The sequence below is a fragment of the Streptomyces sp. MS19 genome (assembly GCF_047200595.1).
GTDB lineage: Bacteria > Actinomycetota > Actinomycetes > Streptomycetales > Streptomycetaceae > Streptomyces.
In genome coordinates, this window is record NZ_JBJZOH010000002.1 from 116,513 (window position 1) to 142,611 (window position 26,099).

Consider the following 26,099-nt stretch of genomic DNA (forward strand, 5'->3'; position numbering starts at 1 on the left):
CTCCGGCCGCCGTCCATCATGGAGGGCATGCGCGCCGCCCGTCTGATCAGGATGATCCTGCTGCTCCAGTCCCGCCGCGCGATGACGGCGGACGCACTCGCGGCCGAACTCGGCGTCTCCGCCCGCACCGTGGCCCGCGACGTCGAGGCGCTGTCCGAGGCGGGCGTGCCGGTCTACGCGGACCGCGGCCGTACGGGCGGCTACCGCCTCGTCGGCGGCTACCGCACCGGGCTCACCGGCCTCGGCCGCGACGAGGCCGAGGCGCTGTTCCTCTCCGGGGTCCCCACCGCGCTGCGGGACATGGGTCTGGCCGACGCGGCGTCGGCGGCGCGGCTGAAGGTGTCGGCGGCCCTGCGGCCCGACCTCAGCGACGCCCCGCTCAGCGCGGCGCAGCGCTTCCACCTGGACGCCCCCGGCTGGTGGCGCCCGCACACCACTCCCCCGCTGCTGCCCGCCGTGGCCGACGCGGTGTGGGACGACCTGCTGCTGAACGTGGACTACGCGCGGCGGGACGGCGCGGGCGTGACGCGCGCGGTGGAGCCGTACGGGCTCGTGCTGAAGGCGGGTGTCTGGTACCTGGCGGCGCGCGTGGTCGGCGGGGACGGCGGGCGCGGTGTCCACCGTGTCTACCGCGTGGACCGCTTCACCCGTGCCGAGGCGGGCGACGAGCGCTTCGCGCGGGACGAGTCGTTCGACCTGCCCGGCTTCTGGGCGGAGCGCGCGGCGCAGTTCGCCAGGTCGCTGCTGCGGGAGCGGGTGGACATCCGGGTGACACCGGCGGGCGCGCGGGCGCTGCCGCGCGTCACCGACCGGGACGCCGCCCGCGAGGCGCTGGCCGCGGCGGGCCCGCCGGACGGCGAGGGCAGGACCACGCTCACCCTCGCCGTCGAGGCGCTCGACGTCGCCGAGGAGCAACTGCGCGCCCTCGGCCCCGAGTGCGAGGTGCTGGGACCGCCCGAACTGCGCGCGCGGATGGCCGAGGCCGCGCGGCGCACGGCGGCGCTGTACGGCGCCGCCGTGCCCCGGGCCGGTCAGCGGTAGTCGTCGGCGGGGGCCGTGCCGTCCCCCAGGACGACGTCGCGGATGTACCCCCACGCGTCGGGCCGCGACCCGTCCGTGTCGGTGAAGCCGTACTCCTTGGCGAGGTCCCCGCTGTTGAGCGACTGCCCGTTCCAGCGCGCCACCTCGGGGTCGGCCGCCAGGGCGGCCACCGCCCGGCCGATGAACGCCGGTGACTCGGAGATGGCGAACACCGGGTCCTTCGCGATGCCCTCCCGCCAGGTCTCCTCCGTCACCTTGAAGTGGGTGTCCAGCATCGTCTCCGAGCGCAGGAAGCCCGGGGTGAGCGCGACGGCCGTGCAGCCCTCCTTCTTCAGCTCCTCGGCGAGGCCGAGCGCCATGCGGATCGGCGCGTACTTGGCCAGGTCGAAGAAGAAGTGGTCGCGGTAGGACGCGTTCGACTCGGCGGTGCCGTCCGTGATCTCCACCAGCAGGCCGCCCGGCCGCCGCGTCAGCAGCGGCAGCGCGTAGTGGCTGGTCACGATGTGCGTCTCGACGCCGAGGCGCAGCATCCGCAGGCCGCGGTCGAGGTCGAACTCCCACATCCGCGCCCCGGCGGGCCACCACAGGTGGTCGCCGCCCCAGATGTCGTTCACCAGGACGTCGAGCCGCCCCCGCTCGCGGTCGATCCGCTCGACCAGCGCGCGCACCTGGTCGCGTTCCAGATGGTCGGTGGGGACGGCGATGCCCTCGCCGCCCGCCGCCGTCACCAGCTCGGCGGTCTCCTCGACGGTCTCGGTGGACCGCCCCACCTCGCTGACGGACGTGCGGGTGGTGCGGCCGGTGACGTACACCGTCGCGCCCGCCGCGCCCAGCTCCACCGCCATCCCGCGCCCCGCGCCCCGGGTCGCCCCCGCGACCAGCGCGACCCGTCCCGCCAACTGCTTTCCCTGCTCCATGAGTGCCTTTCCCTCGGTTCTGCGGTACGGGGACGACACTCGCAGCGAAACCCGACATCTCCTGTCCGGCTTTCCGCACGAGTTCTCCCGGCTCGGCCGTACGGCGCCCACCCGGCGGCGCGCGCTCGGCGTGCGCGCCGGGGGCGCGGCGCGGATGCTGGTGCCGTGATGTACGAATCGGGCTTCTGGGAGACGGTCGACGGCGCGCGCGCCGGAGCGGACGGCGACCCCGACGCGCTCGCCGACCTGCTCGTGGGCCGGCTCGCGGAGCTGGACCCGGAGAGCGTCACCGACTACGCGCGCCACTTCGAGTCCCGCTTCAACCGGGCCTTCCGGTGGGACGTGTGGGGCGCCGCGCAGGTCCTCCTCGGGCGCGACGAGGAGGTGGACGACGAGGCGTTCGAGAACTTCCGTTGCGCCCTGATCGCCCAGGGCCGCGACGTCTTCGAGGGCACGCTCCAGGACCCGGACGCCCTGGCCGCCCTGCTGCCGCCCGGCTTCGACCCGGTGGTGGAGGGCGAGGCCGAGGAGGTGGGCTTCGCGGCGTACGACGCGTACGAGCGGCTGACCGGCGACGAGCTGCCCGACCTCGGCCTGCCGGAACCGCCGCCCGAGCCGGAGGGCGTACGGCCCGACCTCGCCGACCCCGCCGTGCTGGCCGCCGCCTACCCCCGGCTGTGGGCACGCTTCCGCGGCGCGCCGCCGACTGGCAGCGGCGGGGCGTGATCGGGAAGGATGGCCGGCATGCCAAGCATCGCGGTCACCGGTTCGTCCGGCCTCATCGGCAGCGCGCTCGTCCTCGCCCTCAGGGCGGAGGGCCACCGGGTGGTGCGGCTGGTGCGGCACGAGCCGTCCCGGCCCGACGAGGCGCGCTGGGACCCGTCGGGGCGGGCGCAGGAGCTGACGGCCGCGGCGATCGACGGCTGCGACGCCGTCGTCCACCTGGCGGGCGCGGGCGTCGGCGACCGCCGCTGGACGGCGCACTACAAGCGGGTGCTGCGCGACAGCCGCGTGCTGGGCACGGCGGCGATCGCCGCCGCGATCGCGTCGCTCGACACCCCGCCGCGCACCCTGGTGTGCGGCAGCGCCATCGGCTGGTACGGCGACACCGGGGACCGCGCCGTGGACGAGACGGCGCCGCGCGGCAGCGGCTTCCTGGCCGACCTGGCGGTGGAGTGGGAGGAGTCGGCGCGGCCCGCGGAGGCGGCGGGGGTGCGGACGGTGTTCGCCCGTACGGGGCTTGTCGTCGCGCGCGGCGGCGGCGCGTGGGGCCGCCTGTTCCCGGTCTTCCGCGCCGGTCTCGGCGGGCGCCTCGGCGACGGGCGGCAGTACTGGTCGGCGATCTCGCTGCGCGACGAGGTGGCGGCGCTGCGGTTCCTGCTGGACGAGGCGCACGGCCTGTCGGGCCCGGTCAACCTCACCGGCCCCGAGCCGGTGACCAACCGCGAGGTCACACGCGTGATGGGCCGCGTCCTGCGGCGCCCCGCGGTCTTCGCGGTCCCGGCGCCGGTGCTGCGGGTGGCGCTCGGTGAGTTCTCCGAGGACGTCCTCGGCAGCCAGCGCGTCCTGCCCCGGCGGCTGCTCGACGCGGGCTTCACGTTCGAACACCCCACCGTCGAGGACGCGGTCCGCGCCGCGCTGGGCTGAGCCGGCGACGGGGGATCTGCAACCGGGCGACCTCGCGCCCCGGGCCGCGCCCGCCCGCCACCGCCCCCACGCGCCCGATCCCCCCTGCCCCGGGGGCCGTTGGGGCACCGGGGCGGCACGGTACGTGTGCGACCCGCCGTGCGACCGTGCCCGGTCCGTGCGCTCTGTCTGAATCCGCCCGGCGTGAGAGGGTCGCATCCGGTTCGGGCGTCGCCCGCGCCGTGAGCGGGCATCACCTCTCTCAGGCCCACCCCGCCCCTGAGCCGCCGCTCGGACGCACCGACCACCTCACCAGGAGGCCACGTGCTCAGCAGCCGACCGCACCGCGCGGAGTCCGATGTCGTCGTCGTGGGAGGTGGGACGGCCGGACTCGCCGCCGCCCGCCACCTGCACGCCGCCGGACTCGCCGTGACCGTACTCGAAGCCACCGACCGCATCGGCGGCCGCATGGCCACCGACCACCGCGACGGCTACCGCCTCGACCGCGGGAGCCGGCTCACCCTGCCCGGCTCGCCCGCCCTCGCCCTGCTGCCCCGCCCGCTCCTCCTGCGCCGCCTCACCGGTGGCGTCCTCCTGCACGGCGCCACCCAGCGGCACCGCATCGGCGGCGCCGCGCCCGGCCAGGCGGCGCCGGGACGCGTCCCGCACCCCCGGCAGGCGCCCGCCGGGGACGCGTTGCGGCCCCTCCTCGACGCGCTGCCGTACGACGCGGACCCCGGCGCGGCCCTGCGCGCCGTGGCCCGGCAGGGTGTCGGCCTCCCGGCGGGCGGCGCGGCGGCGCTGCCGGGGCTGCTGGCCGCCGGGCTGCCGGAGGGCACCGTACGCACGGGGGCGCGGGCGGTGTCGGTCACGACCTCGGCCGTGGCGACGGAGGGGCACGGCACGTTCCGCTGCCGCGCCGTCGTCGTCGCGACGGGGGCGCACGAGGCGGCGCGCCTGCTGCCGGGGCTGCGGGTGCCGGACTTCCGGGCGGTGACGGTCCTCCACCACGCCGCGCCCGGCGGCCTCGCCGCGGGGGCCACGCTGCTGGTGGACACGGCCGCGCGCGGCCCGCTCGCGTACTCCCTGCCCGCCTCGGCGGCCGATCCGTCGCGGGCACCGGCCGGGCGGACGCTCGTGACCTCCGTGGTCACCGGGCCGCGGGCGGGCGAGCCCGCCGAGCTGCTGGACAAGGCCGCGCGCCCGCAGCTCGCCGAGCTGTACGGCACCCCGGCCGACGACTGGCGGCTGCTGGCCGCGCACCACGACCCGTACGCCGTGCCGGTCGTGCCGCCGCCGTGGACGGGCGGGCGGCCGGCCAGGCTGATCGACGGGCTGTACGTCTGCGGCGACCACCGCGACCTGCCGGGGCCCGCGGGCGACCTCGCGTCGGCGCGGCGGGCGGCGCGGGCGCTGCTCGCCGACGCCGGGCTCCCCCGGGACCCTGCTCCCGTCCCGGAGGAACCGCCCGTCTGCGCGCCGTCCCGGTAGTCCCGCCCGCTGGGCCCCGCCCCCGCGACGGCGCGGGGGCGTCCGGGACTCCTCAGACCAGCGCGGCCACCTTCTCCCGGTACATACGGACGGCCGCGGCGTCGCGGAAGGGCTCCAGTCTCCGTTCGAAGTCCTGGACGTACTCGTGCGCCCGCGCCGACCGCATCTCCGCCGCCTGCGCCGCGGCCTCGGCGGCGAGGGTGCAGGCCTGCTCGACGTCGCCGAGCCCGAGCCGCGCCGACGCCAGCACCACCCGGCAGAACAGCCGGCTGCGGGCGAACGCGGGCGCCCGCAGCTGGAGCGACCGCTCCGCGTGCCGGGCGGCCGAGCGGTACTGCTGGAGGTCGCGGTGGCAGTGGCCGAACTCGTCGGCGAGCTGCGCCTCGTCGAAGAACCGCCCCCAGGGCGGCACGTCGTCCCCGGCCCGCGCCGACTCCAGGGCGCGCTCCGCCCTGGCCAGCGCGGCGGTGCAGGCCCGCACCTCCCCCATCAGCCCCTGCCCGCGCGCCTCGACGGCGTGCAGGAGCGCCTGTACGACGGGCGGCACCGAGCCGCCCATGCCCTGCTGGGCGACGCGGGCGAGCTGCACGGCCTCCCGGCCGTGCCCGAGGTAGACGGCCTGCCTGCTCATGGAGACCAGGACGTAGCCGCCGTAGCCGCGGTCGCCCGCCGCCTGGGCCAGGCGCAGGGCCTGGACGAAGTAGCGCTGGGCGAGGCCGTGCGCGGCGATGTCGTACGCCGTCCAGCCCGCGAGGCGGGTGAGGTCGGCGGCGGCGGCGAAGAGGCGGCGGCCGGCCTGTTCGCCGTACGTGCCGCGCAGCATCGGTTCGAGTTCGTGCTCCAGGTAGCGGACGAGGGCCTGCCGCGCGTGGCCGCCGCCGTACGCCTGGTCGAGGCCGCGGAACAGCTCGGCGACCGAGCGGAGCGCGGCGATGTCGCCGCTGGTGACGCGCTGGCCGGGGCCGCGTTCGACCCGGTCGGCCGGTGAGGGCCGGTCGGGCCGGGCGGGCTGGGCGGGCCGTGGCACCCGGCCGGGCGGGACCAGGCCGGGCCGTACCGCCGCCCCCGGCGGGAGCGGGCGCACGGGCCCGCGGCCCTGCTCGGGGACGCGGACGGCGGGCGCGCCCGGCGGCGCCTCGGGCGGCTCGCCGCGCGCGACGCGCTCGTCCGGCCGCCCGATGAGCCAGTCGCGGCTCGGGACGACGAGTCCTGCGGGGGTGAACGCGATCTTGCGCAGCTCGGCGTAGCTGCCCGAGTCCTTGCGCCACAGGCCGGCGACGATGTCGACGGCCTCGGCCGGTCCTGTGGCGAACTCAAGACCCGCGTAGACCGGCGCGCAGGCTTCCAGCCCGAGGTCCTGGGCGGAGAGTCTGCGGCCGAGGCGCCGGGTGAACACCTCGGCGATCAGGGCGGGTGTGGTGCCGCGCGGACGCTGGCCGCGCAGCCAGCGTGTGACGGACGTCTTGTCGTAGCGGAGATCGAGGCCGTGTTCGAGGCCGAGCTGATCGACCCGCCGTGCGAGACCGGCGTGGGAGAAGCCCGCCTCTGCGATGAGGGCGGCCAGCTGGCGGTTCGGCGTACGCGGGGAGGCGGTCTGCGGGGAGGCGGTGCCTCCGGGTCGTTCCGTGGACATCGGCGATGCGGTCTCCTGCCTTACGGCTGTGCGGCTGGAACGGCGTGAATGTAACGGTCCAGCCATGCCGCCTCGCGGCGTGGGCGCAGAGTTCATCCAAAGGTGTGAGGGGGAGCCCGCCCCGGGATTAGCTGGTGCACGGGCTTACAGTGGAGGCGGAACACAGGGCATCTGTGCGGCCGGACGGGCGGGGGCGTACCCCGCCGGACGCGCCGGGCCGATACCGGCGGGAACCGGAAAGCACCGGAAAAAAGGGGAGCGGTCGCGGTGAGCGAGCTGCGCTTTGTCCATCTCGGTCTCGGGGCGGACGCCGTGGAGTACCACGCGGCGTGGCAGGAGCAACGGCGGGTCCACACCGCCCGGTTCGCGGACGAGGTCCCGGACACGTGTCTCCTGCTCGAACACCGGAGCGTGTACACGGCGGGCCGCCGCACGGAGGAGAGCGAGCGCCCGCTCGACGGCACGCCGGTGGTGGACGTGGACCGGGGCGGCAAGATCACCTGGCACGGCCCGGGGCAGCTCGTCGGCTACCCGATCCTCAAGCTGCCGCGGCCCGTGGACGTGATCGCGCACGTGCGCCGCATCGAGGAGGCCGTGATCCGGACGTGCGCCGAGTTCGGCCTGGCGACGACGCGGGTCGAGGGCCGCAGCGGCGTGTGGGTGCTCGGCGAGCCGGACAGCGGGGCGCCGGGCGGGCACGCGGGCGGGTTCGGCGGCCTGTCGCTCGACTTCGACCCCCGGCTGCACGACGAGGAGTTCGACCCGCGGCTCAGCGGCCCCGAGTACGCGCCGTCGAACGCCGGGCAGCGCGGCGAGGACCGCAAGCTCTGCGCGATCGGCATCCGCGTCGCCAAGGGCGTGACGATGCACGGCTTCGCGCTCAACTGCGACCCGGACAACACCTCGTTCGACCGCATCGTGCCCTGCGGCATCCGCGACGCCGGTGTGACGTCGCTTACGCAGGAACTGGGGCGTGAGGTCTCCGTCCTGGAGGTGCTTCCCGTGGTGGAGCGGCATCTGCGCGAGGTCCTGGACACGGCGGTCCCCCTGCCGCGCGCCGTCTGAACCCCGCCCGCGCCGTCTGCGGGCGGCCGGGGGCCGATGGCCCCCGATGCACAGGCGTACGCTGGTGTTCGCCGAAGAATCGAAAGTGGTAGGGAGCCGGACGTGTCCGCTGTCGCACCCGACGGTCGCAAGATGCTGCGTCTAGAGGTCCGGAACAGCCAGACCCCCATCGAGCGCAAGCCCGAGTGGATCAAGACCCGGGCGAAACTCGGTCCCGAGTACCAGGCGCTGCACGGTCTCGTGAAGCGCGAGGGTCTGCACACGGTGTGCCAGGAGGCCGGCTGCCCCAACATCTTCGAGTGCTGGGAGGACCGCGAGGCGACCTTCCTCATCGGCGGCGAGCAGTGCACGCGGCGCTGCGACTTCTGTCAGATCGACACCGGCCGCCCGGCGGACCTGGACCGCGACGAGCCGCGGCGCGTCGCCGAGTCGGTGCGGCAGATGGAGCTGAAGTACGCGACGATCACCGGCGTCGCGCGCGACGACCTGGCGGACGGCGGTGCCTGGCTGTACGCGGAGACCGTCCGGCAGATCCACGGCATGATCCCCGGCACCGGCGTCGAGCTGCTCATCCCGGACTTCAACGCGGTGCCCGAGCAGCTGGCCGAGGTGTTCGGCAGCAGGCCCGAGGTGCTGGCGCACAACGTCGAGACGGTGCCACGGATCTTCAAGCGCATCCGCCCGGCGTTCCGCTACGACCGCTCGCTGCGCGTCCTCACGCTGGCGCGGGAGGCGGGGCTCGTCACCAAGTCGAACCTGATCCTCGGCCTCGGCGAGACGCGCGAGGAAGTCAGCCAGGCGCTGCGGGACATGCACGAGGCGGGCTGCGAACTGATCACGATCACGCAGTACCTGCGGCCGACGCCCCGGCACCACCCGGTGGAGCGGTGGGTGAAGCCGGAGGAGTTCGTGGAGCTGCGCGAGGAGGCCGAGGCGATCGGCTACGCGGGTGTGATGTCCGGGCCGCTGGTCCGCTCGTCGTACCGCGCGGGGCGGCTCTACCGGCAGGCGATCGACCGGCGCGCGGGCGTACCGGCGGCGTGACCCGTTCCGTGGCGCGCGCTTTCGGCGGCCTTGACCCGCGGGTCATGGCGGCGTAACACCGTCCGGCGACGATGGGACGGCGGGACCCGCGCCGCGGCGAGGACGACGCGGCGCGGGAGGAAGATCCGGTGTCCGGGCGCGAGCCGCGGACGCATGGCCGGGGCCGGGGGCCCTGGCCGCCCTGGGAGGGGTCCGAGAGACATGGCAAACCCTGTGAGCACGGGGAAGACGGTGGGCACGGCGGGTGGCGTCCAGACGCGGCCGTCCGTGAGCGGCACGCTGCGCGTCCTGGAGGGCATGCTGCTGCGCGCGGGGCGCCGTACGGCGCTGGAGAACGCGTGGACGGCCGTCCAGGCCGACCGCGAGCGCGCGGCGGCCAGGAGCGAGGCGGAGCGCGCGCTGCGCGCCGTCACGGCGGACGCGCGCCCGGCGGCACTGCCCGCGCCGCGCGCCTGACACACGCCCGGCACGGCCCCCGCCGCCCGGCTGGGGACCACCGCGCGCGGGGCCGCCCCGGGCGCCCCGTATGCTTGCGCGCATGGCGCGGAAGGACAAGGAGCCCAAGGACCCCGAGAGCGCGGGGCGGCTCAAGCAGATCGCTCTGACGTACAAGATGACCCGGCGGTCGGACCGGTGGATCGGCTGGATCATCTCCGCGGTCGGGCTCGGCACCTTCGCGGTGTTCCTGCTCATCGGCTTCCTGCTCGGACACCCGGTCTACCTGGGCATCCTCGGTGCCCTCGTGGCCCTGCTGGTGACGGCCATCGTCTTCGGGCGGCGGGCCGAGCGGGCGGCGTTCGGGCAGATGGAGGGCCAGCCGGGGGCCGCGGCCGCGGTGCTGGAGAACATGCGGCGCGGTGTGGTGTTCACCCCGGCCGTCGCGATCACCCGGCAGCAGGATGTCGTGCACCGGGCGGTCGGCAAGTACGGCGTGGTGCTGGTCGGTGAGGGCAACCCGAACCGGGTCAAGGGCCTGATCGCCGCCGAGCGCCGCCGGATGAACCGCGTGGTCTCGGACGTGCCGGTGCACGACGTGATCGTCGGCGACGGACCGGGGCAGGTGGAGCTGAAGAAGCTGCGCACGACGATCATGAAGTACCCGCGTGTGCTGGCCGGTCCCCGGGTGACCGAGGTCAACGACCGCCTGCGCGCGATGGGGGACCTGATGAACAACATGCCGGTGCCGAAGGGGCCGCTGCCCAAGGGCATGCGGATGCCGAAGGGGAACTCCCCGCGCCGCGGGCGCTGATCCCGTCCCCGCGCCCGTACACACGACGACCTCTACGCCTCGGGGCCCCTGGAAGACAGGGGCCCCGAGGCATGTGCGGCCGGTGTCACATCCTGACTTGCACGGCGCGGGCGAGCCGGTCGTGCAGCCCGCGCTGGTCGCGGTCCCACACGAGCGCCGGAACGGCCAGCGCCAGCAGGAGCGTCCGCAGCGCGGCGCGGGGGAACGTCAGGCGCCCCCCGCCGACGGCGACGACCCGCAGCCCCAGCAGCCGCTTCCCGGGTGTGAACCCCAGCGTGCCGACGGTGAGCAGGGCCATCACGACGAAGACGGCCAGCGCCCAGTTGCTGACGGAGGCCGCGCCGCCGTCGGCGAGCAGACCGTATGCGATCAGGTTGCACAGCGCCCAGTCGACGGCGAGGGCGCCGAGGCGCCTGCCGAAGCGGGCCGCCGAGCCGGGGCCCTCCTCGGGCAGGCCGAGGCGCTCACCCCGATAGCCGAAGTCGACGCCCATCTCCTCGGCCGCCGCGCGGGGTCCCGAGAGCCACGAGCCGATTGCCTGGCGATTGTCCACGTCCCCACGGTAGCGCGGCCGCCCGGACGGGCCGTCACCGGTATCGGGCGAGAAGTCCGGTTAACATCAGCGAAACAACTGAGTCACGCCCGAGAAATCGCCGGTCCATAGGGTCGCCCCGGCAGGCCCACGCACGGGCCGTTCCCGAGCTGCACATCCCCGTCCCTCCACGGCGGGGCTAGGAGGACACCGGATGTTCCAGAACGCCGACGAGATCAACAAGTACATCAAGGACAAGGACGTGAAGTTCGTCGACGTCCGCTTCTGCGACCTGCCGGGCATCATGCAGCACCTCACGATTCCGGCGGAGGTCTTCGACCCCACCGCGAACGTGATGTTCGACGGGTCCTCGATCCGTGGCTTCCAGGCCATCCACGAGTCGGACATGGCGCTGGTCCCCGACCTCAGCACCGCCCGTGTCGACCCGTTCCGCAAGGACTCGACGCTCAACGTCAACTTCTTCATCCACGACCCGGTGACGGGCGAGGCGTACAGCCGCGACCCGCGCAACGTGGCGAAGAAGGCCGAGGCCTACCTGGCGTCCTCCGGCATCGCCGACACCGCGTTCTTCGGCCCCGAGGCGGAGTTCTACGTCTTCGACGACGTGCGCTTCGAGACGAAGTCGAACGCCGGTTACTACCACATCGACTCCGTCGCCGGCGCGTGGAACACGGGCGCCATCGAGGAGGGCGGCAACCGCGGCTACAAGGTCCGTTACAAGGGCGGCTACTTCCCGGCCCCGCCGGTGGACCACTTCGCCGACCTGCGCGCCGAGATCACCCTGGAGCTGATCAAGGCCGGTCTGAAGGTGGAGCGCCAGCACCACGAGGTGGGCACCGCCGGACAGGCCGAGATCAACTACGAGTTCAACACGCTGCTCGCCGCGGCCGACGACCTGATGCTGTACAAGTACATCGTCAAGAACGTCGCCTGGCGCAACAACAAGACGGCGACCTTCATGCCGAAGCCGATCTTCGGCGACAACGGCTCGGGCATGCACGTCCACCAGTCCCTGTGGTCCGGCGGCACCCCGCTGTTCTACGACGAGCAGGGCTACGCGGGCCTGTCCGACATGGCGCGCTACTACATCGGCGGCATTCTGAAGCACGCGCCGTCGCTGCTGGCGTTCACCAACCCGACGGTCAACTCGTACCACCGCCTGGTGCCCGGCTTCGAGGCCCCCGTGAACCTGGTGTACTCGCAGCGCAACCGCTCCGCGGCCATGCGCATCCCGATCACCGGCTCGAACCCGAAGGCGAAGCGCGTCGAGTTCCGCGCGCCCGACCCGTCGTCCAACCCGTACCTGGCCTTCTCGGCGCTGCTGCTCGCCGGCCTGGACGGCATCAAGAACAAGATCGAGCCGGCCGAGCCGATCGACAAGGACCTGTACGAGCTGGCCCCGGAGGAGCACGCCGAGCTGCCGCAGGTCCCGACCTCGCTGCCCGCCGTGCTGGAGGCCCTGGAGGCCGACAACGAGTACCTCCAGGCCGGCGGCGTCTTCACCGCCGACCTGATCGAGACGTGGATCGACTTCAAGCGGGAGAAGGAGATCGCCCCCATGCAGCTCCGCCCGCACCCGCACGAGTTCGAGCTGTACTTCGACATCTGAGCCGTACCCCTCACCGCACCCCGTCCGACCCGCGCGTACGCGGGCCGCGGCGGGGTGCGGTGCCGTGTACGGGGCCGGCCGGCTCGGCGGCGGACCGATCAGGTCAGCGAGCGGGCGAGGGCCGCGTCGGTGTCGGCGGCGGCCAGGTCGGCGTTGATGTGGGCCCCGGCCAGGGCGCCCGCCGCCGCGGCGGCGCCGACCTGGGCCATGGGGTCGGTGGCGTTGCCCGCGACCCAGACGCCGGGGACGTCGGTGGTGCCCGCCATGCCGGTGGCGAAGTGGCGGCCCATGCCGCCGGGCAGGTCGCGCGTCGGCAGCCCCAGGTCGCCGATGCCCTCGGTACGCGCCCACAGGGTGGTGGCGACGGCGAGGACGCGGCGCGGCACGAGCCGCCCGTCCGCGAGCCGCACACCCGCGATACCGCCGTCCTCCGCCGTGGCGACCTCGGTGACGCCGGTGTCCACGACGCGGATGCCGCGGGCGGCGAAGCGGGCGCGGGTGTCCGCGTCGAGATCGGTGCCGCGGGTGAAGTAGACGAGGTCGTCGGTCAACTGCCGGAAGAGCAGGGCGTGGTGGACCGATGCCGGGCCGACCGCAAGGACGCCGATGGGCTCGTCGCGCACCTCCCAGCCGTGGCAGTAGGGGCAGTGCACGACGCCGTGTCCCCAGTGCGCGGCGAGGCCGGGTACGGCGGGCAGGACGTCGCGCAGGCCGGTGGCGACCAGGAGGCGGCGGGCGTGCAGGGTGGTGCCGTCGGCGAGGGCGACGGCGAAGCGCGGGTCGCCGCCGGGGGCCGGTTCCGCCGGGGCGGCCCGTACCACCTCGCCGGTCACGACCCGGCCGCCGTACCGGCGGACCTCCTCCCCGCCCCGCGCGTACAGCTCCGCCGGAGGGGTGCCGTCCAGGCCGAGCAGCCCGTGGACGCCCTCGGCGGGCGCGTTGCGCGGGTCGCCGCCGTCGATCACGACGACCGAGCGGCGGGAGCGGGCGAGCATGAGCGCGCCGTTCAGTCCTGCGGCGCCGCCGCCGATCACGACGGCGTCCACGTCGGTGGGGGTCGCGGGCATGGGGGTCTCCTCTCCTGCGCCGGCCCCGCCGGTCGGGGGCCGTACGCGGTCCGACGCTAAGCGCGTCTTGCCCGAGGCGCATAGCATGTTGCCCATGACGCAAGAGGATGGCGAGCTGGACGGCCTGGTGCGCAAGCGCATCCGCGCCCTGCGCGTGGCCCAGGGGCTGTCGCTGGAGGAGCTGGCGATCCGCGCGCGGATCAGCCAGTCCACGCTCAGCCGCATCGAGAACGGGCGGCGCCGCCTGGCCCTCGACCAGCTGGTCACCCTGGCCCGCGCCCTCGACACCTCGCTCGACCAGCTGGTCGAGACCGGCTCGGACGACGTCGTCTCCAACCCGGTGGTCGACCGGGCCCGCGGCCAGCTGCGCTGGCCCCTCGGCGCGTACCCCGGTATGACGGTCGTGCGCCAGCGCATGACCGAGCCGCCGCCCGACAGCCCCGCGCGCCTGCGCGCCCACGCGGGCCACGAGTGGCTCGTCGTCCTGTCGGGGACCGCGATCCTGCTGCTGGGCAACCGGCGGTTCAGGATCGAGGCGAACCAGGCGGCGGAGTTCCCCACGATGCTGCCGCACGCCATCGGCACGGCGGGCGGGCCGTGCGAGACGCTCGGCATCTTCGACCACGACGCCCGCCGCGGCCACCAGGGCGGGGACGACACGGGACAGCGGCCGGACCGTACGTGAACGTGACCGCTTGCGCCTCCGGCAGCCCGGCGGGGCATCGCCTTGCGCATCCGGAAAACCGCCGGGCCGTACGGGGGCGGCCCGCCTAGCGTGGCCGCATGAGCCACTCCCCGCACCACAGCCACGGCCACGAGCACGCCCCCGCCCACGAGCACGACCGCGACCAGGCGGAGATCCTGGACCTGGACGCCGAGGTGCTCGCCGGCCACCTCGCGTCCCTCGCCGACCGGCTGCCCGTCACCACCGCGCCCCGCCGGATCGTGGACCTCGGCGCCGGGACGGGCGCCGGGACCCTCGCCCTGCTCCGCCGCTTCCCCGGCGCGGAGGTGACGGCCGTGGACGTGTCGGCCCCCCACCTGCACCGGCTGCGGGAGAAGGCCGCCGAGGCCGGGGCGGCCGGCCGCGTGCGCGTCGTACGGGCCGACCTGGACGCGGACCGGTGGCCGGAGTTCGGGACGCCCGAGCTGGTCTGGGCCTCGGCGTCCCTGCACCACATGGCCGACCCCGCCGCCGCCCTGCGCCGGGTCCACGGCCTGCTGGCGCCGGGCGGGCTGCTCGCGGTGGTCGAGCTGGCCGGGTTCCCCCGCTTCCTGCCGGCGGACGCCCCTTCGGAGGCGCCCGGCCTGGAGGAGCGCTGCCACGCCGCCCTCGACCGGCACCACGCCGAGCACGTGCCCCACCGGGGCGACGACTGGGGCGCGGCGCTGACGGCGGCCGGTTTCACGGTCGAGGCCGAGCACACCGTCACCGTGGACATCGGCCCGCCGCCCACGGACGCGGTCGCCCGTTACGCGCTCGGCAGCCTGCGCCGCCTGCGCGAGGGCGCGGCGTCCGCCCTGACACCCACGGACCTGGCCGCGCTGGACCGCCTGCTGGACACCGGCAGCCCGCAGAGCATCCTGCGCCGCACGGACCTGGGCGTACGCACGGAACGCACCCTCTGGGCCGCCCGCCGCCCCTGACGCCGTCAGGCGAAGGGCGGGCGGCCCGCGCCCCAGGTGAACACCGGGCCGGTGGCCGACGCGGTCACGCCCGCGCCGGTCGGGGGGAGGGTGAACTCCGCGTGCAGCCAGGCGTCGATGGCGAGCGCCGCCACCTCGGGGCGGTAGTCGGCGAGGGGGTGGTCCAGCGCGTGGACGGCGATCAGCAGCCCGTCCGGGTGCGCCTCGGCCAGCGCGGGCGCCGAGAGCGAGGCCCCGAACGCGAGCCAGGCGGCGTCCTCCCAGTACGTGCCGCCCGGCACACCGAGGACGATCCCCCGGTGCAGGCGCAGGGCACCCGGCTCGTCGGGCGAGGGCGCCGGGCGGGCGGCGGCGGTCAGGTCGGCCGCCAGCCCGCCCCGGCCGCCGGGCAGGCGGAAGCGGAACCGGTAGGTGCGCGACAAGGCGTCTTCCCCCTGTATCAACTGAATTTGAGCCTACAGAATACCGCGGTGCTGAAGAAGTGTTCGTTGCCGAAATTGCTGGTGAAACCGCGGATGTAGTCCCGGCCGTGGGGCACTCCGTCACCGTAGAGGCGGCTGTGGCGGTCCATGAACGCCTCGGCGTCGTCGGGTGTCATGGCGGTGATGTCGGCGCGGTTCATGGCGGTGAAGTCGGCCTCGGAGACCCGGAAGTGGAGGATCTCCACGGTGGCGCCGCGCCGGTTGCGCAGGAGGTCGGCGTAGGCGTCCGCGTCCTGCCGCGTGCCCCAGGAGTAGACGCCGTCGCCCCACTGTCCGCGCGTGGCCTCGCCCGGCCAGGGCGTGCCGTCGCCGCGCAGGCGGGTGGCGTCCTCCGGGCTCTGCACGGTGAAGAAGTCGAGGTAGCCCTCCAGGCCGAGCGGGTCGGACCAGATGTGCGGGTTGTGCACGTACGCGACCGAGTTGGGGGCCGCGGTGAGTCCCATCGGGTCGGGCGAGGAGTAGCGCGCGGTCGCGGGGTCGTAGTGCCGGTGGAAGTTGTAGTGCCAGCCGGTCTCCTCGTCGGCGTACTGGCCGGGGAAGCGCAGCGGGGTCGTCGTGCCGTCCGCCGACGTTCCGCCGCCGACACCCCAGAGGGTGGCCTTGCCGCGCCACGCGATCCGGCCGCCGCCGTCCACGAGTTCGGTGGGCGCGCCCACGGTGTCGGTGACGACGGCGAGGAAGCGCGCGTCCCTCTCGTCCTGCCCCGGCTCGGCGCGCGTGCGCTCGACCTGGGCGACGGGATGGTTGCCCACGTGGTCCCAGGTGACCGTGCGCGACGCACCCGGCGCGCCGGGTGCGTCGGCGTGCTGCTCGATCAGGGTGGCGCCGTCCCAGACGAAGCGGACGCGCTCGGCCGGTGCGCCGTCCGCCGCCAGGCGCTCCTTGGCGATGCGGCGGCCGAGCGGGTCGTAGCGGTAGCGCCACCGGTCGCCGTCCGGGGTGCGGACGGCCGTGAGGCGCCCTTCGACGTCCCACTCGTAGTGCCAGGTGGCGGGCTTCCTGGACAGGCGCTTGTGCTGCCTGAGGACGACGCGCCCGGCGCCGTCGTGCTCGTAGCGCACCTGTCCGGCGCCTGTGAGGGCCGTGCCGTCGTAGCGTCGGCCGCCGACGGCCGCGGTGTCGCCGCCGTCGTCGGACCAGCGGGCGAGCGCCTGGTTGCCGGCCTCGTCGTAGGCGTAGGTCTCGTCGGCGCCGGACGGGGTGGCGACCTCGGTGACGCGGCCCAGCGGGTCGAGGGCGAAGCGGATGTCCTCGTCGCCGCCGACCGAGGTGAGGTAGTGGTCGGCGCGGTACGTGTAGCTGCGGTCCCGCAGCGGCTGCCCCCCGGCGACGAGGGTCTGGCCGACGAGATGCCCGGCCGGGTCCCAGGCGCGGTGCAGGGCGGTGTCGCCGCCGAGGGCGCGGCGCGACTCGCGCCCGCGGTCGTCGTACGCGAAGTCGAGGCCGCCGCCCGCCGTGGCGAGGGACACCGGACGGCCGGCCGGGTCGTACGTCCAGCGGCTCGTCACCCCGGCGGGCGTGGTGCGCCGGACGGGCCGGGCCAGGGCGTCGAACGCGTAGGTGACCGTGTGTCCGTCGCACGTCTCGGCCACGACGCGGCCGACCGGGTCGCGCTCGATGAGCAGCTCGGCGTCGGGCCCGACGGCGCGGACGAGGCGGTCGGCGGCGTCGTGCTCGTAGCGCGTGACCCGGCCGTCGGCGTCCTTGGCGGTGACGCGGCCCATGGCGTCGCGGGTGAACGCGATGGTGCGGCCGAGGGGGTCGGTGCGGGAGGTGGGCTGCCCGGCGGCGTCGCGGGTCCAGTGGGTCGTGCGGCCGTCGAAGTCGGTTTCGGCGGCGAGGCGTCCCGCGGCGTCGTAGGTGTACTCCCAGGTGCGGGCGAGCGGGTCGGTGACGCGCAGCAGGCGCAGTTCGGCGTCGCGGTGGAACACGTACCTGGCGCCGTCCGGGCGGACCTGGACGGTGGGCTGGTCGAACGGCCCGTAGGCGAACGTCGTCTCGCCGCCGTTCTCGTCGGTGTGGGCGAGGCAGTTGCCCTCGCCGTCCCAGCGCCAGGTCTGGGTGCCGCCGAGCGGGTCGGTGTGCCGCAGTGGCCTGCCCTCGACGGACCACTCCAGCAGGCGGACGCCGCCGCCCGGCTCGGTGACCTGGACGGGGCGGCCGAACGGGTCGCGGCGGTAGCGCGTCACACGGCCGGTGGGGTCGGTGACGGAGACGGGGCGGCCCGCGTCGTCGCAGGTGAAGGCGGTGACGTTGCCCAGCGGGTCGGTGACGGTGCGCGGGCCGCCCTGGGGGTCCCATGTGTAGCGGGTGACGGCGCCTGCCGGGTCGGTGACGGAGAGTCGGTTGCCCGCGGTGTCGAACTCCTGCTGCCACACGGCGCCGTCGGCCTCGGTGATGCGCTCGGGGAGGCCGAGCGCGTTGTTCTCCATGTGGACTTCACGGCCGTCGGGCCGGGTGACGCGGGCGACGCGGCCGTGCTCGTCGTGCGCGTAGCGGGTGGTGCGGCCGAGCGGGTCCGTGACGGACACGAGGCGGTCGTAGCGGTCGTGTTCGCGGCGGGTGGTGTGGCCGAGGGGGTCGGTCTCGGCGACGAGGCGGTAGCTGTCGTCGAACTGGTAGACGGTCGTGTGGCCCAGGGCGTCGGTGAACGTGGTGCGGTGGTGCGCGGGGTCGTAGGCGATGGTGCTGCTGAGGAAGCCGTCGGTGCCGTCGGTGGCGACGCAGCGGCCCTTGTCGTCGTACGTGTACCGGTACCACCTGCCGTTGCGGTCATCCCAGCCGGTGATCCGGCGGCGGCGGTCGTAGGCGAGGCGCTGGGGTACGCCGGAGGAGTCGCGGACCTCGGCGAGGTTGCCGCGCTCGTCGTAGGCGAAGCTCCGCAGGACGGGCCGGTCGGGGTGGCTGAGCAGGCGCAGCTCGGTGATGCGGCCGTCCCGCGAGGTGACGCCGATGTGGTGGCCGCCTGTGTGGGTCACGTCGCCAGGGGCTCCGGACGCGTCGTACGCGATCTCCATCCGGTTGCCGTTGGTGTCGGTGAGGGCGGTGAGGGGCAGTTCGCCGCCCGTGCGCCCCTGGACGGGCCGGAAGCTGAGGACGAGGCGTCTGTCCGGCTGGCGGACCGTCAGGGGCGTGCCGGGACTGCCGTCCCAGTCCAGTTCCCAACGGGGTCCCTCGACGGGCAGGACGGGGTGGCCCGGCTGCGGCCTGGGGTAGTCGAGGACCATGCCGTCGGCCGTGACGAACCGGACGCCTCCGTCCGAGAAGACGAGGCGCTGGTCGAGTGTGGAGGCCCAGGAGCGGCCGAACCAGGTGCCCTCCCGCAGGGTCGTGCGGTGGTGGCGTTCCAGGACGAGGGGGAGGACGCCGGGGAGGCTGACGTCGGTGGCGTACATGACCATCTCGCCGGTGGCCATGTCGATGGGGTCGGTGCGGCAGACGAGGTCGTCGCCGCCGCGCCCGAGGCGCCGGAGTGCCTGGCCGAGGCCGCGGACGCCCTGGCGGATGCCGCGCAGTCCGGTGCGGGCGGCGGCGAGTCCGCCGCGGAGGCCGCGGGCGAGGCCGCCGAGGGTGGTGAGGCCCTTCAACCCCGGGATGCAGTCGAGTGCGGCGAACGCGACGTCCCACAGGGACGCCTCGCCGTTGGCGTATTTGACCAGGGTGTCGGCGAGGACGACCAGTGCCGCGGCCAGGACGACCCAGGCGAGGGGGCCGCCGATGATCATCACCACGATGCCGAGGACCGCGACGACGATCTTGCAGATGTCTACGATCGTGTCCCAGTTCTCCGTGACCCAGTGAACCGCCTTCTGCCACCACTTGCGGTTCTGGATACCGGCGTCCGACGCCTCGTCGATGTCACGCGCGGCCTGCCGTGCGGCTTCCTCACGCATCTCTTTGGCCTGGCGGGCGAGTTCACGCGCCGCGTCGAGGGAGTCCTGCGCCGAATCGACACGGGCCTGCGCGGACTCACGGGCCTCGTCCGCTGCTTGGCGATCGCGGGTGGCGGCGCGGACCTCCGCCTCGTCCGGCGGTGGGGCGTTGTCGCGTTCGCCCTCCCGCTGAAGCCGCTCCGCCTCCTCACCCGCACGCGACACCCACCCCTGCGCATCCCCCAACGCACCCTGCGCGGACGTCAGATCAGCCTGCGCCGCGATCGCACGATCCAACGCGCGATCCGCCTGGCCCTGCGCCGTCTGAAGCTTCGGCCAGTACGTCTGGAGTGCCTGGGCGCACAGATCGTAGGAATCCCGCAACTTCTCCAAGTTCCCCGGCACACCGTCGAACTCGTTCCGGAACGCCTCCGCCGACAGGCCCGCCCAGTCGAGCACCGCCCGATCCGACGCCAGCCCGCGGACCTTTCCCAGCCCTTCCGCCACGTCGTCGGAGAACATCTGCAACTCATCCGCGAGCTCCCGGACTTCCTCCGGGTCCCCGGGCGTGGGGTCCGAATCCATCCCCACCGGGGTCCAATCGGATGCGCGCGCCACTGACGTCCCTTCCTCCGTGCCTTCCGCCTCACCCGTTACGACGTGCCGGGCGTGCCTTCCGGTTGCGGCCCCGGCGGGAAGGGGGCGGACCGGGGCGCGCGATCCGGCGGGCCCTCTGGAAAGAGCCGCGCGCGCCGACTCTTCGCGAACACTTTGTCCATATCGGCGGAAAGGGATCGCCGCTCGTCGTCGGCCAGTGCAGACCCCCTGCAAATGATCACCGGTATTTGCAGTGCCGAAGGGGTGGGCGAGGCGGAGAAATTGTGTGTTCACGGGAGGGTGATTCCATGGACATCGATGGCATGCTGAGGTCCCGTCGCCCCCGATGCGGGAGCGACCAGGCATGTCCTGTGCGAGAACCGGGAGTTCGAGTCATGGTGTGAGGCCGGCGTGGCGGGTGGGGACCGTTTGCGGTGGGCGGGGAATTGCGGTGTGGAAGTCACTTTCTTTCCATTGTCGCGGCTATTTTTCCGACGCACTGTCATTTCCTTGCCGTCAGTATGGACGGCTCCTGTCGGCGCTCGTACGCTCTGGGCGCCCGATCGGGAATCCACACCTGTTCGACACGTGAAGATCCGGCCCATGACCCCGGTCCGGCACCGGGCGGACAGCCACCGCCCCGCTCGGTGCCGTCGTCACCCGTCCACGGCCCCACGGCCCCGATCCCGCCCTCCCGGTGACCCGTCGTCGCCGGGAGGGCGGTAACGCACTCAGCCCATCCGTCCAGTGAGGAGCACGTGTTGAGAGCAGCACCAAGACGCCTGCGAAGAACCGCGGCCTGTGTCGTGGCCACGGCACTCGCGGTCCTGACCGGCGCGACCACGGCGGCCGCCCATCCCGGCCACGGTGAGGAGACGTTCAACGCGCTGGTGTTCAGCAAGACCGCCGGTTTCCGGCATGATTCGATCCCCGCGGGGATCAGCGCGATCGAATCCCTCGGTGAGGAGAACGGTTTCGAGGTCACCGCCACCGAGGACGCCTCCGTCTTCAACGACGCCGACCTCGCGCAGTACGAGGTCGTCATCTGGCTGTCCACCACCGGCGACGTCCTGAACGACGACCAGCAGGCCGCGTTCGAGCGGTACATCGAGGGCGGCGGCGGCTACGCGGGCGTCCACGCCGCGTCCGACACCGAGTACGACTGGCCCTGGTACGGCGAACTCGTCGGCGCGTACTTCGACAACCACCCGCAGCCGCAGGACGCCTCGGTCAAGGTCGAGGACCACGCCCACCCCTCCACCGCGCACCTGCCCACGCGCTGGGAGCGGTACGACGAGTGGTACAGCTACGGCGACAACCCGCGCGGCGACGTCCACGTCCTCGCCTCGCTGGACGAGACGTCCTACGACGGCGGCACCATGGGCGCCGAGCACCCGATCGCCTGGTGCCAGGACATCGGGGGCGGCCGGTCCTGGTACACCGGCATGGGCCACACCCAGGAGTCGTTCCAGGAGCCCGAGTTCCTCGCACACCTGCTGAACGGCATACGGACGGCGGCCGGTGTGCTGCCGGCCGACTGCTCGGCGTCGCTGACCGACAGCTTCGAGAAGGTCACGCTCGACGACAACACGAGCAACCCGATGGAGCTGGACATCGCCGACGACGGCCGTGTCTTCTACATCGACCGCAACGGGTCCGTCCGCCTCGTCCGCACCGACGGGTCGGTGGTGACGGCCGGGACGGTGCCGGTGTACACGGGCCAGGAGTTCGGCCTGCTCGGCATCGCGCTGGACCCCGGCTTCGCGGAGAACGGCTGGCTGTACCTCTACTACTCGCCGACCGGCTCCGCCGCGATCGACCGCGTGTCGCGGTTCACGGTCGAGGGTGACGCGATCGTGCCCGGCAGCGAGGAAGTGGTGCTGGAGATCGCGACCCAGCGGCAGGAGTGCTGCCACGCGGGCGGCGCGCTGGAGTTCGACACCGAGGGCAACCTGTACATCGCCACCGGCGACAACTCCAACCCGTTCGACTCGGGCGGCTACACGCCGATCGACGAGCGCCAGGGCCGCGCACCGTTCGACGCGCAGCGCACCTCGGCGAACAGCAACGTGCTGAACGGCAAGGTCCTGCGCATCACCCCCCAGCCGGACGGAACCTACACCGTCCCCGAGGGCAACCTCTTCGCGCCGGGGACGGAGGACACGCGGCCCGAGATCTACGCGATGGGCTTCCGCAACCCGTTCCGCATCGGCCTCGACCCGCTGACGAACCGGCTGTACGTCGCGGACTACGGCCCCGACGCGGGCGCGGCCAACCCCGGCCGGGGGCCTGACGGACGCGTCGAGTGGAACATCCTGTCGGAGCCAGGCTTCTACGGCTGGCCGTACTGCGTCGGCGCCAACACCCCGTACTTCGACTTCGACTTCGCGACCAACACCTCGGGCCAGCCGTTCGACTGCGCGGCCCCGGTGAACGACTCGCCGAACAACACCGGCGTCGCCGAGCTGCCCGCCGCGGTCCCCGCGGAGCTGTGGATGGGCAAGTCGGCCTCGGGCGTGCCCGAGATCGGCGGCAGCGGCGCGCCGATGACCAGCGGCGCGTACGTGTACGACCCGGAGCTGGTGTCCGAGCGCAAGTGGCCCGCCTACTTCGACGGGATGGCGATCTTCGGCGACTGGAACGACGGGCGCCTGTTCACCGTCCAGCCGGACGAGGACCGCACCGGTGTCTCGGACGTGTCGCGCTTCCTGGAGGGCATGGACTTCACCCGGCCGCACGCCATGGAGTTCGGCCCCGACGGCGCGCTGTACCTCATCGACTGGGGCAGCGGCTTCGGCGGCAACAACGCCGACTCCGGCGTCTACCGCGTGGACTACGTGGAGGGCAACCGCAGCCCGATCGCCCGCTTCACGGCGGACCGCACCTCGGGCCCGCTGCCCCTTGAGGTCGCCTTCGACGCGACGGATTCCTTCGACCCGGACGGCACGCCCGTCACGGTCTCCTGGGACTTCGACGGCGACGGGACCGAGGACAGCACCGAGCCTGTCGTGACGCACACCTACACGGAGGCGGGCCGGTACACGGCGCGGCTCACCGTGACGGACGCGGACGGCCGCGCGGCGGTGTCGAACCTCGACATCACGGCGGGCAACACGGCGCCGGAGATCGAGGTGGCCGCGCCGGTGGACGGCGGGTTCTTCGAGTTCGGCGACACGATCGCCTACGACGTGTCGGTGACCGACGCGGAGGACGGCCAGGTGGACTGCGACGACGTCGTCGTGCAGCCCGCGCTCGGCCACGACGAGCACGCCCACGGGTACGAGCAGTACCACGGGTGCAGCGGCGTCTTCCCGCTGCCGGGCGACGAGGGGCACACGGGCGCCAACATCTTCGGCACCGTGACCGTCACCTACACCGACCGGGGCAACGGTGACGCTCCGCCGCTGACGACGCAGGAGGTCATCGTCCTCCAGCCGAAGCTGCGCGAGGCGGAGTACTTCGACGGCACCGGGCGTCTGGAGGGCTCCACGGCGGGCGGCAGCGCCGGGGTGCAGACCGAGGCCACCGGCGACACTGCGGGCGGCGGCCAGAACATCGGCCACATCGAGGACGGCGACTGGTGGTCCTGGGACCCGGCCAACCTGACGAACATCGACACGATCGGCCTGCGCGCGGCCTCCCCGGCCCTCGGGGCGACCGTCGAGGTGCGCACCGGCGACCCGGACACCGGGGAGACGGTCGCGACGATCGACGTGGACGCGACGGGCGCCTGGCAGACGTACGGCGACTTCTCGGCGGATGTCGAGGGGGACACGGCGACGGACAGCGGTCCGCTGTACTTCGTCAAGACGACCGGTGAACTCAACGTCAACTGGGTCGAGTTCGGGGGCCGCGGCGTCACCGAGAACCAGCGTCCCGTGGTCACCGTGACGGCCGACCCGACCAGCGGCACCGCTCCGCTGGACGTGGACTTCACGGCCGAGGCGACCGACCCCGAGGGCGACGCGCTGGAGTACGCCTGGACGTTCGGCGACGGCGGCACCGCCACCGGCGCCACGGCCGAGCACACCTACACCACCCCCGGCGAGCACCGCGCGCAGGTCACGGTGACCGACGAGCGCGGGGCGCGTTCCTCGGAGAGCGTGGCCATCCAGGTGGACGGCCCCGACGAGTCCAACCCCTGCCTGTCGGGCCGCTCGGACGGCTTCGACGGGTCGGAGCTGGACACGGACCGCTGGTCGGAGTCGGTCCGGCTGAACCAGGACCTGGCCGTGCGCGACGGGAACCTCGTCCTGCCGCTGACCGCCACCGACATCTACGGCACCGGCAACTCGGACACGCCCAACATCGTGCTCCAGCCGCTGCCGGACGGCGCCTGGGAGGCGACCGCCAAGATCACCCTGCCCGCGCGACTGGCGTACCAGCAGGCCGGGCTGATCGTCTACGGCGACGACGACAACTACGCGAAGATGGTGCTCCAGGGCCGCTCGACGGGCAGCCCCTCGGCGGCGGCGCGCATCTTCCAGTTCATCAGGGAGGAGGACGGCGTCCCGAACGAGGTCGCCGACAGCAACACGTCCGACCTCGGCGCGGACTTCCCCGACACGTACTGGGTGCGGTTCACCAGTGACGGCGAGGACCTGCGCGCGTCGTGGAGCGCGGACGGCGGCACGTTCACCGACATGCCGCAGACGAAGAGCCTGGCGGGGATCGACAACCCGCGGATCGGGCTGTTCGGCCTCACCAACCGGGCCGAGGCCCTGCCGGTGTCCGCCGAGGTGGACTGGTTCACGCTGACGCCCGACGACACGGCCGAGGCCCCCGAGGCGTCGGACGAGTTCGAGGGCACGGAGCTGGACGCCTGCCGCTGGACCGCGGTCGTGCGGCCCGACACGTCGGCGCGCGCCGTCGCGGACGGGCAGCTGCGGATCGACACCAGCGCGGGCGACATCTACCAGGGCACCGCGACCGACCCGGCCAACCTGATCCTCCAGCCCGCGCCGGAGGGCGACTGGACCATCGAGACGAAGGTGGACGCGTCCGCCTTCGACGAGCGGTACCAGCAGGCGGGCCTGATGGTGTACGGCGACGACGCCCACTACGTCAAGCTCGACTACCTGGTGACCAACGCGCCCGGCTCGGCGGTCACGCGCGGCATCGAACTGCGCGCGGAGGCCGACGACACGGTGCTCAGCCCGCAGCCGAACGCGTCCCCGCCGCCGGACCAGGGCGTCTGGCACCTGCGGCTGGCCAGGTCGGGCGACACGTACACCGGCTCGTACAGCGCGGACGGCGAGGAGTGGACCGAGCTCGGCGAGGTGACGAACGAGGCGCTCGCCGGGACGTCGCCCCGCTTCGGGATCTACGCCTACGGCGCGGACCAGCAGGAGTCCGAGCCCGCGCTGTTCGACTGGTTCCGCGTGCTGTCCGACACGGCGGCGCCGACCGTCGAGCTGGCCACCGAGCCGGGCGAACCGTCCGGCGAGGAGGGCTGGTTCACCGGCCCCGTGACGCTGACCGCGACGGCGGAGGACGCCGGGGACGGCCAGGTGTACACGGAGTACCGCGTGGGCGGCGGCGACTGGGCGGAGTACACCGCGCCCGTCGAGCTGGCGGACGACGGCGAGCACACCGTCGAGGTGCGCGCCTCCGACACGGCGGGCAACGTCTCCGAGACGGTGTCCCGCACGGTGCGGATCGACGCGACGGCGCCGACGGCCCGTCTGCGGGGCGTCGCGGCCGGCACGGAGATCGGCCTCGTGGACGCGCCCGAGGTCAGGGCGGTCACGGAGGACGTGACGTCGGGCGTCGGCGCGGTCAGGCTGCTGGTGGACGGCCGGGAGGTGGACGTGCCGGCCGAGCTGGACCCGGCCGCCCTCGGCCTCGGCCTGCACCGCCTGACGCTGACGGTGACGGACGTCGCCGGGAACAGCGCGCAGGCCGTCAGGACGTTCCGCGTCGTGGCGGACTTCGAGTCGGCGATCGCGCTCGTGGAGCGCTTCGCGGCCGAGGAGCGGATCACGGCGGCGAACGAGCGGCAGCTCGTCAAGGAGCTGGCGGAGGCGCAGATGTACAGCCACCGCGGCAAGGAGGCGAAGGCGCTGCGCGCCCTCGACCGGTTCGAGGACAGGGCGGCCGGAGTGCGTGACCGCGCGGTGCGGTCGCTGCTGCTGACGGTCGGCCAGGCGCTGCGCGAGCAGGTGTAGCGCCCGTCCCCGGCGCGCCCCGGGGACGGAAGGAAGCGG

General features: G+C 73.9%; 19 protein-coding genes. 13 read left to right on the forward strand and 6 right to left on the reverse strand.

Features of this window, described 5'->3' with window-relative positions; genetic code table 11:
- Window positions 1–27: 27 nt before the first annotated feature.
- Window positions 28–1,041, forward strand: coding sequence for a helix-turn-helix transcriptional regulator (locus tag ACL02R_RS03075; protein ID WP_412795264.1), 1,014 nt, complete (start codon window positions 28–30; stop codon window positions 1,039–1,041).
- Here the strand turns inward: ACL02R_RS03075 and ACL02R_RS03080 are convergent.
- Entirely contained in the window at window positions 1,032–1,958 is a 927-nt protein-coding gene (locus ACL02R_RS03080) for an SDR family oxidoreductase (RefSeq protein WP_412795265.1), read from the reverse strand. The genes ACL02R_RS03075 and ACL02R_RS03080 overlap by 10 nt on opposite strands.
- On the opposite strand from ACL02R_RS03080, the gene ACL02R_RS03085 reads away from it, so the two are divergent.
- From ACL02R_RS03085 to ACL02R_RS03100, 4 genes are all read left to right on the forward strand, one after another.
- Window positions 1,957–2,127, forward strand: coding sequence for a hypothetical protein (locus ACL02R_RS03085; RefSeq protein ID WP_412795266.1), 171 nt, complete (start codon window positions 1,957–1,959; stop codon window positions 2,125–2,127). The genes ACL02R_RS03080 and ACL02R_RS03085 overlap by 2 nt on opposite strands.
- The gene (locus ACL02R_RS03090) at window positions 2,127–2,684 is read left to right on the forward strand and encodes a DUF4240 domain-containing protein (RefSeq protein WP_412795428.1); all 558 of its coding nucleotides are present in this window, start codon (window positions 2,127–2,129) and stop codon (window positions 2,682–2,684) included. Before ACL02R_RS03085 ends, ACL02R_RS03090 begins: the two co-directional genes overlap by 1 nt.
- Window positions 2,685–2,693: 9 nt before the next feature.
- Window positions 2,694–3,605, forward strand: coding sequence for a TIGR01777 family oxidoreductase (locus tag ACL02R_RS03095; protein ID WP_412795267.1), 912 nt, complete (start codon window positions 2,694–2,696; stop codon window positions 3,603–3,605).
- Window positions 3,606–3,908: 303 nt separating this feature from the next.
- Complete coding sequence (locus ACL02R_RS03100; RefSeq protein WP_412795268.1) at window positions 3,909–5,075, forward strand: FAD-dependent oxidoreductase; 1,167 nt, start codon at window positions 3,909–3,911, stop codon at window positions 5,073–5,075.
- Between the two features lie 52 nt (window positions 5,076–5,127).
- On the opposite strand, the gene ACL02R_RS03105 is transcribed toward ACL02R_RS03100, so the two are convergent.
- Window positions 5,128–6,708: a regulator gene (locus ACL02R_RS03105; protein ID WP_412795269.1), complete on the reverse strand. Its 1,581-nt coding sequence runs from the start codon at window positions 6,706–6,708 to the stop codon at window positions 5,128–5,130.
- Window positions 6,709–6,975: 267 nt separating this feature from the next.
- On the opposite strand from ACL02R_RS03105, the gene lipB reads away from it, so the two are divergent.
- The 4 genes from lipB (at window position 6,976) to ACL02R_RS03125 (ending at window position 10,066) form a co-directional block, all read left to right on the forward strand.
- Window positions 6,976–7,773, forward strand: coding sequence for a lipoyl(octanoyl) transferase LipB (gene lipB / locus ACL02R_RS03110; protein WP_412795270.1), 798 nt, complete (start codon window positions 6,976–6,978; stop codon window positions 7,771–7,773).
- Between the two features lie 102 nt (window positions 7,774–7,875).
- A complete protein-coding gene (lipA, locus tag ACL02R_RS03115; RefSeq protein ID WP_412795271.1) occupies window positions 7,876–8,817 on the forward strand; it encodes a lipoyl synthase in 942 nt (313 codons plus the stop codon).
- A 201-nt stretch (window positions 8,818–9,018) separates the two neighbouring features.
- On the forward strand, window positions 9,019–9,273 hold the full coding sequence (locus tag ACL02R_RS03120) for a hypothetical protein (protein WP_412795272.1): 255 nt from the start codon (window positions 9,019–9,021) through the stop codon (window positions 9,271–9,273).
- 82 nt (window positions 9,274–9,355) lie between these two features.
- Window positions 9,356–10,066 carry a DUF4191 domain-containing protein gene (locus ACL02R_RS03125; protein WP_362963450.1) on the forward strand — a complete coding sequence of 237 codons (711 nt, stop codon included), beginning with the start codon at window positions 9,356–9,358 and terminating at the stop codon, window positions 10,064–10,066.
- 85 nt (window positions 10,067–10,151) lie between these two features.
- On the opposite strand, the gene ACL02R_RS03130 is transcribed toward ACL02R_RS03125, so the two are convergent.
- The gene (locus ACL02R_RS03130; RefSeq protein ID WP_412795273.1) at window positions 10,152–10,619 is read right to left on the reverse strand and encodes an RDD family protein; all 468 of its coding nucleotides are present in this window, start codon (window positions 10,617–10,619) and stop codon (window positions 10,152–10,154) included.
- 193 nt (window positions 10,620–10,812) lie between these two features.
- Between ACL02R_RS03130 and glnA the strand changes: the two genes are divergently transcribed.
- Window positions 10,813–12,228, forward strand: a complete 1,416-nt coding sequence (gene glnA, locus ACL02R_RS03135) for a type I glutamate--ammonia ligase (protein ID WP_412795274.1) — start codon at window positions 10,813–10,815, stop codon at window positions 12,226–12,228.
- 98 nt (window positions 12,229–12,326) lie between these two features.
- Here glnA and ACL02R_RS03140 read toward each other — a convergent pair whose 3' ends face one another.
- On the reverse strand, window positions 12,327–13,295 hold the full coding sequence (locus ACL02R_RS03140) for an NAD(P)/FAD-dependent oxidoreductase (protein WP_412795275.1): 969 nt from the start codon (window positions 13,293–13,295) through the stop codon (window positions 12,327–12,329).
- 94 nt (window positions 13,296–13,389) lie between these two features.
- Here ACL02R_RS03140 and ACL02R_RS03145 point away from each other — a divergent pair, with 94 nt between their 5' ends.
- Window positions 13,390–13,980 carry a helix-turn-helix domain-containing protein gene (locus ACL02R_RS03145; protein ID WP_412795276.1) on the forward strand — a complete coding sequence of 197 codons (591 nt, stop codon included), beginning with the start codon at window positions 13,390–13,392 and terminating at the stop codon, window positions 13,978–13,980.
- A 98-nt stretch (window positions 13,981–14,078) separates the two neighbouring features.
- Window positions 14,079–14,942 carry a class I SAM-dependent methyltransferase gene (locus tag ACL02R_RS03150; protein ID WP_412795277.1) on the forward strand — a complete coding sequence of 288 codons (864 nt, stop codon included), beginning with the start codon at window positions 14,079–14,081 and terminating at the stop codon, window positions 14,940–14,942.
- 5 nt (window positions 14,943–14,947) lie between these two features.
- Here ACL02R_RS03150 and ACL02R_RS03155 read toward each other — a convergent pair whose 3' ends face one another.
- Together ACL02R_RS03155 and ACL02R_RS03160 are read right to left on the reverse strand one after the other, a co-directional pair.
- On the reverse strand, window positions 14,948–15,364 hold the full coding sequence (locus tag ACL02R_RS03155) for a hypothetical protein (protein ID WP_412795278.1): 417 nt from the start codon (window positions 15,362–15,364) through the stop codon (window positions 14,948–14,950).
- Window positions 15,365–15,381: 17 nt separating this feature from the next.
- Window positions 15,382–19,881 carry a DUF6531 domain-containing protein gene (locus tag ACL02R_RS03160; protein WP_412795279.1) on the reverse strand — a complete coding sequence of 1,500 codons (4,500 nt, stop codon included), beginning with the start codon at window positions 19,879–19,881 and terminating at the stop codon, window positions 15,382–15,384.
- Window positions 19,882–20,699: 818 nt separating this feature from the next.
- Between ACL02R_RS03160 and ACL02R_RS03165 the strand changes: the two genes are divergently transcribed.
- Entirely contained in the window at window positions 20,700–26,060 is a 5,361-nt protein-coding gene (locus tag ACL02R_RS03165) for a ThuA domain-containing protein (RefSeq protein WP_412795280.1), read from the forward strand.
- Window positions 26,061–26,099 lie beyond the last annotated feature (39 nt).

What these genes read in the sequence shown, in the direction of transcription:
- ACL02R_RS03085 (WP_412795266.1), top strand. Translation starts at nt 1,957, where the DNA reads ATGAGTGCCTTTCCCTCGGTTCTGCGGTACGGGGACGACACTCGCAGC.
- ACL02R_RS03105 (WP_412795269.1), bottom strand. Translation starts at nt 6,708, where the DNA reads ATGTCCACGGAACGACCCGGAGGCACCGCCTCCCCGCAGACCGCCTCC.
- ACL02R_RS03080 (WP_412795265.1), bottom strand. Translation starts at nt 1,958, where the DNA reads ATGGAGCAGGGAAAGCAGTTGGCGGGACGGGTCGCGCTGGTCGCGGGG.
- ACL02R_RS03145 (WP_412795276.1), top strand. Translation starts at nt 13,390, where the DNA reads ATGACGCAAGAGGATGGCGAGCTGGACGGCCTGGTGCGCAAGCGCATC.
- ACL02R_RS03150 (WP_412795277.1), top strand. Translation starts at nt 14,079, where the DNA reads ATGAGCCACTCCCCGCACCACAGCCACGGCCACGAGCACGCCCCCGCC.
- glnA (WP_412795274.1), top strand. Translation starts at nt 10,813, where the DNA reads ATGTTCCAGAACGCCGACGAGATCAACAAGTACATCAAGGACAAGGAC.
- ACL02R_RS03160 (WP_412795279.1), bottom strand. Translation starts at nt 19,881, where the DNA reads ATGGATTCGGACCCCACGCCCGGGGACCCGGAGGAAGTCCGGGAGCTC.
- ACL02R_RS03120 (WP_412795272.1), top strand. Translation starts at nt 9,019, where the DNA reads ATGGCAAACCCTGTGAGCACGGGGAAGACGGTGGGCACGGCGGGTGGC.
- ACL02R_RS03075 (WP_412795264.1), top strand. Translation starts at nt 28, where the DNA reads ATGCGCGCCGCCCGTCTGATCAGGATGATCCTGCTGCTCCAGTCCCGC.
- ACL02R_RS03090 (WP_412795428.1), top strand. Translation starts at nt 2,127, where the DNA reads ATGTACGAATCGGGCTTCTGGGAGACGGTCGACGGCGCGCGCGCCGGA.
- ACL02R_RS03125 (WP_362963450.1), top strand. Translation starts at nt 9,356, where the DNA reads ATGGCGCGGAAGGACAAGGAGCCCAAGGACCCCGAGAGCGCGGGGCGG.
- ACL02R_RS03140 (WP_412795275.1), bottom strand. Translation starts at nt 13,295, where the DNA reads ATGCCCGCGACCCCCACCGACGTGGACGCCGTCGTGATCGGCGGCGGC.
- ACL02R_RS03095 (WP_412795267.1), top strand. Translation starts at nt 2,694, where the DNA reads ATGGCCGGCATGCCAAGCATCGCGGTCACCGGTTCGTCCGGCCTCATC.